The sequence below is a fragment of the Saccharicrinis sp. GN24d3 genome, assembly GCF_052400645.1.
GTDB lineage: Bacteria > Bacteroidota > Bacteroidia > Bacteroidales > Marinilabiliaceae > Saccharicrinis.
Genome location: NZ_JBQTGI010000007.1, coordinates 209,588 through 224,152, shown reverse-complemented (window position 1 = coordinate 224,152; position 14,565 = coordinate 209,588). Strand labels below are relative to the sequence as shown.

Annotated in this window: 14 protein-coding genes and 1 pseudogene; 11 read left to right on the top strand and 4 right to left on the bottom strand. The window is 40.1% G+C overall.

The window, feature by feature from the left end; all coding sequences use genetic code 11:
• Positions 1-285 precede the first annotated feature (285 nt).
• From dtd to ACT29I_RS10510, 4 genes are all read left to right on the top strand, one after another.
• On the top strand, positions 286-738 hold the full coding sequence (gene dtd / locus ACT29I_RS10525; protein ID WP_430932426.1) for a D-aminoacyl-tRNA deacylase: 453 nt from the start codon (positions 286-288) through the stop codon (positions 736-738).
• Between the two features lie 114 nt (positions 739-852).
• On the top strand, positions 853-1,827 hold the full coding sequence (locus tag ACT29I_RS10520; RefSeq protein ID WP_444793393.1) for an ATP-binding protein: 975 nt from the start codon (positions 853-855) through the stop codon (positions 1,825-1,827).
• Positions 1,828-1,865: 38 nt separating this feature from the next.
• Positions 1,866-2,054 (top strand): AAA family ATPase, encoded by a 189-nt coding sequence (locus tag ACT29I_RS10515; protein ID WP_444793392.1) that lies wholly within the window; start codon positions 1,866-1,868, stop codon positions 2,052-2,054.
• 205 nt (positions 2,055-2,259) lie between these two features.
• On the top strand, positions 2,260-3,381 hold the full coding sequence (locus ACT29I_RS10510) for a carboxypeptidase-like regulatory domain-containing protein (protein ID WP_444793391.1): 1,122 nt from the start codon (positions 2,260-2,262) through the stop codon (positions 3,379-3,381).
• Between the two features lie 335 nt (positions 3,382-3,716).
• Here ACT29I_RS10510 and ACT29I_RS10505 read toward each other — a convergent pair whose 3' ends face one another.
• Both ACT29I_RS10505 and ACT29I_RS10500 read right to left on the bottom strand, forming a co-directional pair.
• Positions 3,717-4,355 (bottom strand): transposase, encoded by a 639-nt coding sequence (locus tag ACT29I_RS10505; RefSeq protein WP_444793390.1) that lies wholly within the window; start codon positions 4,353-4,355, stop codon positions 3,717-3,719.
• Between the two features lie 10 nt (positions 4,356-4,365).
• Complete coding sequence (locus ACT29I_RS10500; RefSeq protein WP_444793389.1) at positions 4,366-5,094, bottom strand: 3-keto-disaccharide hydrolase; 729 nt, start codon at positions 5,092-5,094, stop codon at positions 4,366-4,368.
• A gap of 390 nt (positions 5,095-5,484) precedes the next feature.
• Between ACT29I_RS10500 and ACT29I_RS10495 the strand changes: the two genes are divergently transcribed.
• From ACT29I_RS10495 to ACT29I_RS10465, 7 genes are all read left to right on the top strand, one after another.
• Complete coding sequence (locus ACT29I_RS10495) at positions 5,485-6,471, top strand: ATP-binding cassette domain-containing protein (RefSeq protein ID WP_444793388.1); 987 nt, start codon at positions 5,485-5,487, stop codon at positions 6,469-6,471.
• 71 nt (positions 6,472-6,542) lie between these two features.
• Complete coding sequence (locus ACT29I_RS10490; RefSeq protein ID WP_430932432.1) at positions 6,543-7,268, top strand: ABC transporter permease subunit; 726 nt, start codon at positions 6,543-6,545, stop codon at positions 7,266-7,268.
• Between the two features lie 5 nt (positions 7,269-7,273).
• Entirely contained in the window at positions 7,274-8,773 is a 1,500-nt protein-coding gene (locus tag ACT29I_RS10485; RefSeq protein WP_444793387.1) for a GldG family protein, read from the top strand.
• Positions 8,766-9,737 carry a DUF4340 domain-containing protein gene (locus ACT29I_RS10480; protein ID WP_444793386.1) on the top strand — a complete coding sequence of 324 codons (972 nt, stop codon included), beginning with the start codon at positions 8,766-8,768 and terminating at the stop codon, positions 9,735-9,737. Before ACT29I_RS10485 ends, ACT29I_RS10480 begins: the two co-directional genes overlap by 8 nt.
• Positions 9,738-10,157: 420 nt before the next feature.
• Positions 10,158-11,300: a COG1470 family protein gene (locus ACT29I_RS10475; protein WP_430932435.1), complete on the top strand. Its 1,143-nt coding sequence runs from the start codon at positions 10,158-10,160 to the stop codon at positions 11,298-11,300.
• Between the two features lie 2 nt (positions 11,301-11,302).
• The gene (locus tag ACT29I_RS10470; RefSeq protein WP_430932436.1) at positions 11,303-12,280 is read left to right on the top strand and encodes an ABC transporter ATP-binding protein; all 978 of its coding nucleotides are present in this window, start codon (positions 11,303-11,305) and stop codon (positions 12,278-12,280) included.
• A gap of 28 nt (positions 12,281-12,308) precedes the next feature.
• The gene (locus ACT29I_RS10465; RefSeq protein WP_430932437.1) at positions 12,309-13,280 is read left to right on the top strand and encodes an ABC transporter permease; all 972 of its coding nucleotides are present in this window, start codon (positions 12,309-12,311) and stop codon (positions 13,278-13,280) included.
• Positions 13,281-13,776: 496 nt separating this feature from the next.
• Here the strand turns inward: ACT29I_RS10465 and ACT29I_RS10460 are convergent.
• Positions 13,777-14,187: pseudogene (locus ACT29I_RS10460) on the bottom strand (ribonuclease H family protein); the annotation flags it as partial.
• Positions 14,188-14,226: 39 nt separating this feature from the next.
• Positions 14,227-14,562, bottom strand: coding sequence for a hypothetical protein (locus ACT29I_RS10455; RefSeq protein ID WP_444793385.1), 336 nt, complete (start codon positions 14,560-14,562; stop codon positions 14,227-14,229).
• Positions 14,563-14,565: the final 3 nt, after the last annotated feature.

Here is a 14,565-nt window from a genome sequence, read left to right as displayed (position 1 = left end):
GCTGTATCGTTTATAAGGAAAATAATTTTATCGAATTCTCAAGGGCTTAAAAGTTGTTTATGTGAATGTTTTATGACTTGTAATAAACAATAAATCAGTGTTTAGTATGTTTTTTGTATAGTAAAAACATTTTTTTTAAAAACAGACCATCTAGAGAAATTTATGGCAATTTATTCTATTTTTACCCAATACAACAAAAATTATCGTACAAATGTTTATATCTAAAAATATAAAGTTGTAAATATGAATATATAAATATTGTAATATATTTCAATTTAACAAAAAATGCGAGTAGTAATTCAAAGAGTATCTGAAGCATCAGTGAATATAAATAATAATATAAAAAGTAAGATAAAAAATGGACTTTTAGTTTTATTGGGAATCGTAAACGACGATGACAATAACGATATTGAATGGCTCTGCAACAAAATTGCCAATCTAAGAATTTTCCCGGATGAAAATGATGTGATGAACAAATCGCTTTTGGATGTAGATGGGGAAATGATAGTAGTCAGCCAATTCACCCTACATGCCAAAACCAAAAAAGGAAACCGGCCATCTTATATCGATGCGGCCAAACCTGACGTTTCTGTGCCCTTATACGAGGCTTTTGTTAGTTGTATGGAGCAAGTACTAAGTAAGAAGGTACAAACGGGCGAATTTGGCGCTCATATGCAAGTTTCGCTAATCAATGATGGCCCTGTAACCATTATTATCGATTCAAAGAATAAGGAATAGACTCCGAGTGCGACTCCAAGTCGCGCCTGGAGTATAAATTAATTATGCACTGCTACAAAGCGATAATTATTGCATTATTTAAGTGCAATACAAAGATATAAATGCACTATTATAGTGCATTTATATCTTTGTAGGAAACAGCAAATTAGGGATAAGTTATTTGAGTATTTTTATAAATTACTGAAAGATACGGATACGCAATTTTACAGATACCTATATTCCAAGATTAACTGGAACAACAGAATGCTTGGCTTAATTGGCCCTCGTGGAGTTGGCAAAACTACTTTGATTATTCAGTATACAAAGAACAATTTAGATTTAAAAGAAACATTGTATGTTACAGCTGAAGACTTTTATTTTTCTGATAATACAATCCTAGACCTCGCCGACTTATTTGTAAAGCAAGGAGGGAAATATCTTTTTATTGATGAAATTCATAAATATAAAGATTGGTCAAAAGAGCTCAAACTTTTGTATGATTATTATCCGGGATTAAAAGTTGTGTTTTCAGGCTCTTCAGTTTTAGATATAAAGAAAGGTGTTACCGATTTAAGCCGTCGAGCTGTAATGTATAACCTACAGGGCTTATCTTTTAGGGAGTATTTGCATTTGTTTCATAATATAAAATTGGAAACCTTTACTTTAAAAAATATTCTTGAACATCAAATAGATATTCCCGGATTGGAGCATCCTTTACGCCATTTCAAAAATTATTTAAAACAAGGTTATTACCCTTTTGCTCTTGAAGACGATTTTGAATGGAGGTTGAGGCAAATAGTTAATCAAACATTAGAATCTGACATTCCATTATATGCCGAAATGAATGTGTCGACCGGGCGCAAGTTAAAACAACTAATGGCCATAATTTCTAAGAGTACACCTTTTAAGCCTAATTTCAGTAGCATTGCTACCATGTTATCGGCCAGTAGAAATAATATTGCCGACTATTGCATGTACATTGAAGAAGCAGGCATGGTAGCACAGTTGAGGAATTCTACAGGAGGTATAAGGTCGTTAGGTAAGGTAAATAAATATATCTTGAGAACACCAACCTGGTGTATAACCTTGCAGAAGATACACCTAATATAGGTAATATAAGGGAGACATTCTTCTTTAATCAAACCAAGTTGAATTATACAGTTTGTGCTTCACCAATTGCCGACTTTTTAATCGGAGAGATTACGTTTGAGGTAGGTGGTAAAAATAAAAAGCAGAAGCAGATTAAGGAATTAGAAAACGGATATATTGTAAAAGACGATATAGAAATTGGTTTTGGCAATACGGTTCCATTATGGCATTTTGGGATGCTGTATTAACCTTGCCGAGTGCTACTCCGGGCGCGACTCGTAGTCGCACTCGGAGTAGTTAAGCATAAACAACTTGAATATGTGCTGGTTTTTTCATAATTTAAAAGCAAAACCAATAACCATCTCATGCATACTTCATTGTTTAAATCGTACTGTACAAATTACAATACATAGGTATTCAGCCAACTTTTAATTACGCTAAGCCAAGCAAAACTTGAATAAATATGTATGTTTTAGCGATAGAGGTGATTACAAGCAAGCTTTTTATAGCAATGATAATGCACTGTTGAACTGGCCCGAATATACGGTATACTTGATGGAAAAGGCCTGTTTGTTACATAAAACAGGTTATGAAAACGTAGCGTTAAAGTTATACCAACAAACCGTTGAGTTCGAAATAAGTAAAAAATACGTTCTTCGGGAACATATAGAAGATACTGGTTTTGTATTAAATAATCGTCGGCAAAATGTTTCTGTGTATAACACAAAACCCAAACTTAAAAAAAGAGCTAAACTCAGTTGTATAAAAATTCTTGTTCGATCAGTCTTGGTACCTGTTGTTTTTACTTTGACTTCGGCCGTAGCTACTGCTCAAAGCATAGAGGGCTATGTACGAAATACTAACGGGCAGGGAATAGAAAATATAGAGCTTGAATTAGCACCGCAGGACGACCCAATAAATACCCATTCCACAAATACTGATGCCAACGGGTACTATTATATCGCCAATATCGTAACCGTAATCGAAGAAACGGGTATGAAGGAACCCATGCTAAAAATAATACATAATGGTACTACTATAATAGCAGAGTTTTTTTCATTTAAACCGGTAAAAAATGCGAGCTTGTTTTCTATTGATGGTAGGCTTTTGTTGCAAAGCAACTTTATGGCCATGGGTAAGCATATTTACCGTGCCGAATTTAATATAGATGGTATTCAAGGACAGGTGGCTATTCTTAAAGTTGGGGATAAAAGTGGTTTTAAGCTATTATTATCGTCTAATACTACCTCAGAGAATACCCACATCTCAAGCGCTTTAAAAGATGCTCAAATAGACTTAAGAAGCTATCTTTTTAAATTAAGCGACCCCAATGGAATATACCAAAGCCAGGAATACATTAAAAGTGTTGATACCGAGGCGCAGAATACCTTCGATTTTGAGATGTTGAACAACTATCAAAAAAAAGTAAACTTAGATGCAAACAGCAGCAGAAGCGGAAAAACACCAGCAAGCTTCAGAGGAGCACTCCTACTCAACGGAGACACATTAAAAGTAGCAAACTTCACAGGAGACACAGGACAACTTAGCTACGAAACAACAAATGCGACAGGGTAAACCCAAACGACACAGCAGTAAACATAACAGCAAACCTACTAGGCGACTACTACTTAAGATTATCAATAGTAGAAAACTCAGAAATAACAGAGATCATAGAATTCGCACTAAAAGACGGAACAGGAAAATACGAAGCAATCAAGTAGTAGAAACAGCAACAACATAAACATCTAAATCAGCAATAGGACAATCAGACAAATCATCATAATCAGTGTAACTGTCAAAGTCCTCATTGAAACCTCCGGGCGAGACTTGCAGTCGCACTTGGAGTAGCACACATCGAATTTCGAATAGCACCCGGAGTTGGTTAAGGAGTAAATACCATGCCATACTCTTCAATCACCCTCTTGTTTATTAGCTTTCCATTTCTTAAACCGGTAACATCCATTGCGGAAGAAAATTCCCAATCGCTTGCTTTTGATACCAACCTTGCACTTAACGGGGTTATTCAAAATATAATTATAACATATTTGAGGATATTGACGCTCGGGTGTTTCAGAGAGAAAGATTGTACCGTTTTTAGTATTAAAAAAAGATGGAGTAACACCATCCGAGCAAGTAATGCACTCCGCTTTTGTTTCTTGTCGGAACAAACTATCGCTAAGTTTTTTCTTTTTGTTGATGGCTCGGGTGTGCGATGCCAGCATTATACCCAATGATTTCTGCAGGGTATCAGTCCTTGTTTCTTCACTCCGATTGCGACTGCGAGTCGCGCCCGGAGTAGTAGAATCACACTTCGAATTACTAGTCGCTCCCGGAGTATAATAAGCAAACTCGGCTTCTAAGCTATTCACCAACACCATCAAGTGAAAATGATTAGGCATTAAACACCAGGCTAAAATATCGCAAAAAGGTAAAATATTTGTGGCTATCTTTTTTAAAAAGAACCGGTAATTATCCCGGTTAAAGAAAATATTATTCTTGTTGTTACCTTGATTGTAAATGTGATAAAGGTGTCCGGTTTGGAAATCCATGATTAAATATTTAAAGAACACCTTTCAAATTAAGCAATTTTAGTCCTGGATGCAAGTATTTTATCTGGTTACACCACTCCTTCAAATAGATATTTCTAATGGCACCTGTGGTTTTCCAGGTGGTGATACCAAAAGGACAGGATAACCGTACCTCGGGGCGTATACCCAATTGTCTTCCTTCGTAGGCAAAGTCAATAGCCTTACTCCCGTTAATCCAGGCCTCAATTTTTTCTGAAGTTACTTTGAGTCTGATTTTATACCACTCATTCGTGTTGAAGGTCATCATCGAGGTGGTTTCGTTTTCGGATCCATCTAATCCATCTATGGTACTGAGTCCTACTACCACACCTGCCCATCCTCCTACAATAAACGAGCAAAAATCATCGTTAACAGGGAATGTCAACCCACAAAAGAAATCGTTCCCGGCAATGCGGATCGCCTCCAAACTTACCTCGTAATTAACCTTAGGAAAGTCGTTTTTCCAGGTAATACCGGTGCAACCATCACCCATTCCCAAAACTATTTTTCCACCTGATATATAAACTTCGCCCTGGGGCCCAAAATTGGTGATATCCCAGTTGGTTAGCCCTTTACCGTCAAAAAGCCGAACACTTCCGGGAATTTCCAGGTTGATATCCGGGTTAGTCGCTTGTTCACTTGTGCCTTTATCGGTTTTCTGTTTGCAGTTGGCAATTACCAGAGCTACAGAAAACACTAATAATATTTTAAGTATATTCATCTTGAGTATTTTAAACCTGGTTTTATGTTTGTTAGCTAATGAATTTATTCGAAGATACAAATCATAAATATGTGCTGTTTCTAGCATCAATAACCACTTACTGATTACATGATCATCCTCATCGAACGTCTCATGATCTCCCTGTATTCAGCAGTATAATAAAATTAACGAATATTATTCACTTTTATATTTCTTATTGTTTTTTCATTCTAGATCAGTTTTATTATACATACCCAGGATATCGGAATACGACCCCGCGGATGTTTATGCTAAACATAATTGGAGTTAAAAAATAGTTAAACCTTTTCTCCCTTTTTTCAGTTTTTTTCCCATTTTTTATTTTTGGTGTCGCTTTAATATCGCTATCAAACACATACAATACGATAAAAAATGGACATACACGTTAAAGGAATTACCAAAACGTATGGTCCGCAAAAAGCTTTGGACGATCTCTCGTTTGAAGTGAGGACCGGCGAAATCCTGGGTTTTCTTGGACCAAATGGCGCAGGTAAAACAACTACCATGAAAGCCATCACCTGTTTTATTTCTCCAAACCATGGAGATATTACGGTTGGTGGAAACTCGGTACTTGAAAAACCGGATGAGGTAAAGAAGAACATTGGTTATTTACCTGAGAACAATCCACTTTATCTGGACATGCCTATTATAGATTACCTGCGGTTTATTGGTGAGCTACAGGGCGTTTCCAAGGCCAATCTGGATATACGGGTAAAGGAAATGGTGGCCAAATGCGGTTTAAATGATGAGAAGCACAAAAAAATCGGAGAACTCTCCAAAGGGTACCGCCAGCGTGTTGGACTGGCCCAGGCGCTAATTCACGATCCGGAAGTGCTTATTCTGGACGAGCCTACCACAGGTCTGGATCCTAACCAGATTATTGAGATTCGCGAGCTCATAAAAGAAATCGGACGGGAAAAAACCGTTATTCTTAGTTCCCATATTTTGGCAGAGGTAGAAGCCACGTGTGACAGGGTGCTCATCATCAACAAAGGTAAGATTGTGGCCGACGGTACTCCAAATGAACTTCGCCATAAAGCGCAAGGCAACGAAGTGTTGAAAGTGGCTGTTGAAGGCGGAACAACTAATGAGGTGTATGAAGTGCTAAAGGCTTTACCTGAAACGGAAGTGATTTCTTTTGGCGACGACAATCAGAACTTTTTCGAGGTGGAATCCAAACCGGGATTATCCTCGTGCAGGGCTATTTTTATGGCTTGTGCCGACAAAGGATGGTATCTCACCCAACTTACGCCACAAGAGAAAAACCTCGAAGATATCTTCCGCGAACTAACCCATGCGACTGGAGCGACCCATGCAGTTGAAGCGACCAACACGGTTGGAGCAAATTGGGAGAACTAATTAAAATCAACAAATACATTACGTATCAATTTTATTGATACTTGTGTCTTAATACTTGATACTCATTTATCATGAAACAAATATGGATTATCACCAAAAGAGAGCTGAAAGGTTACTTTGATTCCCTGATGGCTTATATTCTCATTGTCGTTTTCCTGGGTTTAAGTGGATTTTTTACCTGGCTCTACGGAAACAACGATGTGTTTTTTATTAACCGTGCCACTATGCAACCATTCTTTGGGATTGCATACTGGACGCTGTTTATTTTTATTCCGGCACTAACCATGAAACAGATTGCCGAAGAATACAAAACAGGAACGATAGAATTGATGCTGACCAAACCGGTTTCGGACTGGCAAGTGGTTACAGGAAAGTTTCTTTCTACATTTCTACTGATTGTAATTACACTGGCGTTAACTATACCCTATTATATCTCTATTGCATCTATTGGCCCAATCGACCATGGTTCGGTATGGACGGGATATTTAGGATTACTGTTGATGAGCGCTGCTTATATCAGTCTGGGTATTTTTGCCAGTAGTATTACGTCCAACCAAATTGTGGCCTTTTTACTGGCCTTGATCATAGGCATCTTCTTTCAGATTCTTTTCAGCATCATATCCAGGGCCTTTTCCGGATTTGCGGGAGAGGTAATGGCCTATATGGATATGCAGTACCATTATCGGAGTATCATTAGAGGAGTGGTTGACAGTAAAAACCTGATTTATTTCGGATCGATTATTATGTTGGGATTGATGGCATCTGAACTATCCCTGGTTAAACGAAATTTAAACTAAGCGCTATGTTTAAAAAGAGTCAATTAAAATACTATATTCTGTTGTCGCTGGGTATTATTGTGTTGATTAACATCCTGGCCAACAGGTTCTTTTTACGCCTGGATTTTACCGAAGATCAGCGATATACCTTGAGCGAAACGACGAAGGATGTATTGGAAGGGATTACGGAGCCTGTAACCGTTACCGCCTATTTTTCGGAGGGACTTCAACCTCAGTTCGATCAACTAAGAAACGATTTCAGGGATATTCTTTCGGAATATTCCTCTATTTCCGGAAGACAAGTTGTTTATGAGTTTGTGAATCCAAATGAGGATCAGCAAATGGAACAAAAAGCGGTGGAAGCAGGAATCCAAACAGTGATGATCGAAGCACGCGAAAAAGATCAGTCTATTACTAAGAAAGCCTATATGGGAGCAGTTATTCAAATTGGTGAGGAATCAGAGACCATACCATTTATCCAGCCCGGCGCTCAAATGGAATATGCCTTGACGACTGCCATCAAAAAAATGACGGTACCGGAAAAAGCGGCCATTGGTTTTATTAGTGGACATGGCGAAGCCGGCTTGCAGGAAATGATGCAGGTTACGCAAGGTTTGGATGTGTTATATGTTTCGGAAGAAGTTGAGTTGTCCGACAGTGTTAACCTCAGCAAATACAAAACCATTGCATGGATAAATCCCCAGGATACCGTACCGGAAGAACATCTGGCCATTGTGGATGAATACCTGGCACAAGGCGGAAATATTTTTGTTTCGGTAAACAAAGTGGATGCACAACTCAACCAGGGGATGGGGTTCTCAAAGTATACCGGCCTGGGCAAATGGTTAGAGAAAAAAGGAATTAAAGTGGAAGAAAATTTTGTGATGGATGTAAACTGCGGTTCTGTAAACGTTCAGCAGCGTCAGGGGATATTCACCGTTAACAGACCAATTAATTTCCCTTACCTGCCCATTCTTTCAAACTTTGCGGAACACCCCATAACAGAGGGGCTGGGAACGATGGTACTGCAATTTGGAAGTACCGTTAGCTTCTCGGGCGATAGCACTCAAACATATACACCCCTGGTATTTACTTCGGAAAAATCAACCACCCAGCCAACACCTGTTTATTTCAATATTGAAAGACAATGGGACGAAAATGACTTCCCCATGTCGAAGCTTCCCGTGGCCGCTATGGTTGAAACGAATAAAAATAAATTAGTGGTGGTGGCAGACGGCGATTTGGCGATCAATGGTTCAGGACAGGAAATGCGACAGGTGCAACCCGATAACGCCAATTTTGTGGTTAATGCCATCGACTTTATGAGTGATGATACAGGCTTGATTCAACTGCGCTCAAAACAGGTTAAAATGCGCCCGCTGGATCAAATTGACGATGCAGACAAGCAAGTACTGAAATGGGCCAACTTTGGGCTGCCCATCCTGATAATACTGGGCATAGGAATTTACAGAAACCAAAGAAGAAAACTGATCAGATTAAAAAGAAAGGGGGAAAGCTATGTTTAGAAAATCCAACCTTAAAACATTAGGCATTACTTTTGGAGTGCTGCTGGCCATGGTGGTCATTACTCATTTTGTAGATCAATCCAAAGGGGTGAATACCTTAAAAAGCGTACTTTTCGAAGTAAATACCGGGGATGTAAATACGGTTGTCGTTTATCCTAAAATGCTTGACGGTGAAAAGATAGAACTAAAAAAGGAAGGTGATAACTGGAGGGTGCTCGCCGACGGCAAAAACTATAACGGAGATGCCGGGGTGATAACCGGATTAATCAATCAGGTAAATGCGCTTAAACCACTTCGTTTAGCTTCACGAAGCAAGGACAACTGGGAGAAGTTTGAGCTAACCGATTCTCTTTCATCCAAAGTTCAACTGATGAACAACGGTGAAGAGCTCGCCTCTATTTATATTGGAAAATTCTCGTACCGTCAGGCTAATCAGAATGCCATGATGATGCAGCAAAACCCGTATTACAGGGGGCCGCAGGGTACGATGACCACCTATGTGAGATCGGGAGATGATACGGAGGTGTATGCCGTGGAGGGATTTCTGGGAAGTTCCATCAACCGCGATGTAAATGCTTTTAGAAATAAGCAACTCCTCAAAGTGGATAAAAGCAATTTGAGCAAGATAACCTTTACCTATCCCGCAGACAGTTCTTTTACCATGGTTAAAAACGAGGATACATGGATGTGTGACGGAGTTGCATTGGATTCAGCCAAAGTAGCCGATTATTTGGGTAGGATTACTTCATTGCGAGGATCTTCCTTTACGGATGAAATCCCCGGAATGTATACCCATACCGTGCAGATTCAGGATAAACAAATGGCTATTTCCGAGATTAAAGCTTTGGTTCAAAGCGATGAGGTTACGATGACATCAAATCAGAACCAAGGCAGCTTATTCAAAGAAAACAAGGATGCTAACTTTTCCAAGTTGTTTGTGTCCAAGTCAGAATTAGAGGAGTAATCAATTTTTCTATCATCATATATGTAAAACGATTCTTCCCTTAGCCCTGAGGCCGGGGGAAGTACCCCATCTACTACTTCGCCGTAGGATGCGGCAGCCGGAAATAGATGTGGGGATAGGGGATATTAAGTCGATAATCATTAGTTAAACCCGCCATATGTATCAGAAATACTGTTACGCAATTATACTATTTCAAAACAAGGCGTTTCCCTGAGTTGTTTCAACTCGCCATAGCGGTGCTGTGCCTCGTTTCAGCAGCTCCTTGTTTTATGGTATTTTAAATGCTCATTATCTACCGGTAATACATTATGCAGGTTAAAGAGCAAACTGCTTAACGATTTCGATAAAAAGCTGTCTTTTTCAAACCAAACCCTTTAACGAGTTCATTTGACATTTTGTAAACTTTTAAGATAGGTAATCATGAGAATAAAATATTCTTTTTTGTTGTTGTTATCTGTTTTCGGGATGATGACAATGTTAAACCAGCCAATATTGGCAGCCGGAGAGGTTGAAGTATATACCACCAACACCAAAATTTCTGTTCCGCCCGGCGAATCTATTAATTACGATTTAAAAATCATCAATCACTCCGAACAAACGCAGCTCTGCAATTTATCGGTTCGGGGAATACCCGGTAGCTGGGATTATAGCTTAAATTCAGGCGCTTACAACATTAAGCAGATAGCCGTGTTACCAGACAATAAGCAAACCCTCAAATTGAAGGTTGAAGTTCCTTTAAAGGTGAACAAAGGCAATTATCCCATAACGGTTTATGCCGGATCGGCCAAACTGCAACTGGTGGTAAATGTAGCTCAGCAAGGAAGCAACAAAACCGAATTCACCACCGAACAGGCCAATATGCAAGGCCATTCAAAAGCGGATTTTAATTTTAAAACAAGCCTACGAAACCGAACCGGGGAAAAACAACTTTATGCTTTGCGCAGTGCTGCTCCGCGTGGCTGGCGTGTTACCTTTAAGCCCAATTACAAACAAGCTACATCGGTTGAAATTGAGCCCAATGCGTCAAAAGATGTCAGCATTGAGGTTAAGCCCCCACACAGCATCAGTGCCGGAACCTATAAGATACCCGTAAAAGCGGTCAATAACTTTAGTAGTGCCGATTTAGAACTGGAAGTGGTAATTGAAGGTACCTACGAAATGGAGTTAACCACGCCCACCGGTTTGTTAAGCAGCAATATAACCGCAGGAAGTACCGAAACGGTGGAACTCCTGGTAAAAAACACGGGCTCAGGTTCTTTGAACAAAGTGGCTTTAAGCGCATCAAAACCCTCGGGTTGGGAGGTTACATTTAATCCTTCGGAAATTGAAAGTATTGCTGCGGGGAAAAGCGCAAAAGTACAAGCTACTATAAAAGCGGCAAAAAAATCCATTGCGGGCGACTATGTATGCAATATATCAGCTAAGATACCCGAAGTAACAGAAAAGATCTCCTTTAGGATGGGTGTAAAAACACCGGCTATCTGGGGCTGGATGGGAATCCTGGTGATTTTCCTTGCGTTAGGGAGTATCGCGTTTTTGTTTCGTAAATACGGAAGGAGGTAAGCATGGCTGTTCCTGTTGTTAAAATTGAAGCACTCACCAAAAAATATAAACAAGCAACCGTAGTCGATAACCTGAATCTGCAAATCGAAAAGGGTGAGATATTCGGGTTGCTGGGGCCGAATGGTGCAGGAAAATCAACCACAATCCGCATGATGATGGGGATGACCCAGCCCTCGGCAGGAAGTGTGCAGGTTTGTGGGCATTCTTCCCAGCATGAACCTATTCGGGTTAAAAGGCGAGTAGGTTACCTGCCCGAGGATGTTGGGTTTTATAACCATATGACGGGTTTTGAAAACCTGATGCTTACAGCCCGGCTGAACCAAATACCTGATCAGCAAGCCAAAGAAAGGGTGGAGGAGTTACTTGGAATGGTGGGTTTAGCCCAGGAAGGAGATAAAAAAGCGGGGGCTTATTCGCGAGGCATGAAACAGCGCCTGGGATTGGCCGATGTACTGGTTAAAAAACCACAGGTGATTATTCTTGATGAACCCACTCTGGGGCTGGACCCAAGGGGAATGAGTGAATTATTGGAACAAATTCGCGATTTAAGCAAAAACCAGGGGATTACGGTATTGTTCTCGTCTCACCACTTGCACCAGGTGCAGCATATATGCGACAGGGTAGGTTTGTTTGTGAAAGGAAAACTGATTGCCTCTGGTGATATAGAAAGCCTATCTTCCCAGTTGTTTTCTGAAAGCCCTGTGGAAATTCAAGCCGGGGTGCAGTGGCGTTCGAACCACGAAACATGGGCCGAAAACATACGGAAACTCAGGGCTTCGATCCAAAATATAGATGGAGTTGCAGAAGTAAAATATAACGATGATTTGTTGACCTTAGCATGCGTGCAGGATGTGAGTGCCTCAGTGGCTAAAATGATTATAGATGCCAGCTTTGATTTAACTTTTTTACGGAAAAAGGAATATGGCTTAAACGATATTTACAACAAATATTTTGAGGGAGGTGATGATGATAAAAACTAACGAAATCTTCAATCAACGATCAGCCGAGATGAATTGGTTTAAACGGAACAAAAAGGAATCTGCGCCGGATGCATTTAAGGTTTTGGTGCACAAAGAAATGGCCGACCATATAAAAAGTTGGCGGTTTATTATTCTGGTCGCGCTAATAGCCCTCACTTGTTTAGGTTCCATGTACACGGCTCTGGCCAATATAGCTGAAGCCATAAAAACCAGTAAGGCGGATGATGTTTTTGTCTTTTTAAAGCTGTATACGGTATCGGACGGAACACTGCCTTCGTTTTTTGTTTTTGTGGGTTTTCTAGGGCCGTTACTGGGCATAGGTATGGGGTTTGACGCAGTTAATTCAGAGATGAACAAAGGTACGGTTAGCCGGATATTGTCTCAGCCCATTCCTAGAGACTACTTTATCAATGCCAAATTTACCGCCTCGTTGGGCATCATTAGCCTACTGTTTTTTACACTGAGCTTTTTGGTGATGGGAATTGGCTTGTTAGCCATTGGTATTCCGCCAACACCCGAGGAGTTTATGCGAATCGTCCTGTTCACGCTGGCCGCCATTGTTTACGTGGCTTTTTGGCTGAATTTATCTATTTTGTTCTCCATTAAGTTTGTTCAGCCGGCTACCTCCGCTTTGACCGGGATATCCGTATGGCTGTTTTTTTCCATATTTTATAATATGCTGGTGGGTGTTGTGTTTAAGATGCTCGTTCCTGCCGGCAGAAACCTGTCCGTTGCTGGCGAAAGAATGAAACTGAATATATCCCAGCTGGCACCCAACCAGTTATTTAACGAAATCACCAATGTGCTTTTGACTCCCACGGTAAGAAGTGTGGGACCCTTAACCATGGAACAGGTTAGGGGAGCCATTCCGGGCCCAATACCTGTATGGCAAAGCATGATGCTGGTATGGCCTCAAATCATAGGTATTATCGCCTTAACAGTTATTTGTTTTGTGATATCCTATTTGCTGTTTGTGAAGAGGGAAATAAGAAGTACATAAAAAAGGGGCTAACAGGCCTCTTTTTTTAAACCCGGATTATGTATTGGAGGTTCGTCATGAGCATGGCAACTACAATAAAATAAGGCATTACTGAAACGAGGCATAGCATCGTTCTGGAGAGTTGAAGTGATGCAACGAAGTGCCTTGTTTTAAAGTAATTTCAATGGGTAATAGAATTTCTAATGCATATTGCGGGTTAAATCAAGTTCTATTAAATGACGTTAGTATTATTATCCGGGAACTGCCATTAGGAATTTGAAAAATTCCATAATGGCGGCAGGCATCAGCCGTATCGAGGAAAGCCCGATTGAAAAGATCTTACATTACTGTGTTTAAGTAAGCTTTATAAATTATTAATCGAATTGGCATTGGGATGAGTTCCGATGACCAATTGGAGATTATTTCATACAGCAACCAATCACAATTGACCTTCCGTCCGAAATAAGATACGGGTAGTAGGATGTTGCTTTGCTACAACCGACAAAAACACCACTGACTATTGGCCCTTTAGCGCCACCTTTTTGGCCAGCTGATGGCAAAAGTCCTGCTCCTTATGCCCGGAATGTCCTTTGATCCACTTTAATTCCATCAGTTTTCCTTCACAAAGCTGATCGATATGCTGCCAGTGTTCCGCAAACTTTATGACTTTACCGTGTGCAGTTTGCCAATTGTTATGCTTCCAGAAGTGAACCCATTGCACCAGTCCACGAATAACAAACCGACTATCCGTGTTTACCTGTATTTTATCTGATGAATTTAAAAGTTCGAGGCCTTCAATTACCGCCAATAATTCCATGAGGTTGCTGCTACCGTTGGCGAAAGAACGGCTGTATACTTTTCGCTTACCCTGATGTTTTTCTATAAATCCGCCATAACCCGACTGTCCGGTTTCGCTAAGAAAACATCCATCTGCATATAGTTTGTGGAAACCATCCGTTTCTGTGTCTTACGCTGTGATAACCAATTTATGGCTACGCCGGTCAATGACTAAGTACCTTTTCGAAAAATCATCTTCACTTAAAAAGTTAAAACCTTCAATAAAAACGCAGCTAATCAACTGACCCACTTCCATATCGCCACTGATCGCTGAATTGAGCACTTTATAAAATTGAAACTTGTTGGCGCTAAGCACCTGTGAAAGATGGTTATCCTGCAGAAATGACATTGTACCGTCATCCGCTGAATATGATAGTCTTATATTTTCATCCTCACCGGAAACCAAACATCCTATATAACTGTTTTGGATGGATTCAATGATTATATTGAGTTTAACGATTTTCAAGTT

Excerpts from the sequence above, each read along its gene's own strand:
- ACT29I_RS10480 (WP_444793386.1), top strand. The coding sequence starts at position 8,766 with ATGTTTAGAAAATCCAACCTTAAAACATTAGGCATTACTTTTGGAGTG.
- ACT29I_RS10490 (WP_430932432.1), top strand. The coding sequence starts at position 6,543 with ATGAAACAAATATGGATTATCACCAAAAGAGAGCTGAAAGGTTACTTT.
- dtd (WP_430932426.1), top strand. The coding sequence starts at position 286 with ATGCGAGTAGTAATTCAAAGAGTATCTGAAGCATCAGTGAATATAAAT.
- ACT29I_RS10470 (WP_430932436.1), top strand. The coding sequence starts at position 11,303 with ATGGCTGTTCCTGTTGTTAAAATTGAAGCACTCACCAAAAAATATAAA.
- ACT29I_RS10485 (WP_444793387.1), top strand. The coding sequence starts at position 7,274 with ATGTTTAAAAAGAGTCAATTAAAATACTATATTCTGTTGTCGCTGGGT.
- ACT29I_RS10500 (WP_444793389.1), bottom strand. The coding sequence starts at position 5,094 with ATGAATATACTTAAAATATTATTAGTGTTTTCTGTAGCTCTGGTAATT.
- ACT29I_RS10465 (WP_430932437.1), top strand. The coding sequence starts at position 12,309 with ATGAATTGGTTTAAACGGAACAAAAAGGAATCTGCGCCGGATGCATTT.
- ACT29I_RS10505 (WP_444793390.1), bottom strand. The coding sequence starts at position 4,355 with ATGGATTTCCAAACCGGACACCTTTATCACATTTACAATCAAGGTAAC.
- ACT29I_RS10475 (WP_430932435.1), top strand. The coding sequence starts at position 10,158 with ATGAGAATAAAATATTCTTTTTTGTTGTTGTTATCTGTTTTCGGGATG.
- ACT29I_RS10495 (WP_444793388.1), top strand. The coding sequence starts at position 5,485 with ATGGACATACACGTTAAAGGAATTACCAAAACGTATGGTCCGCAAAAA.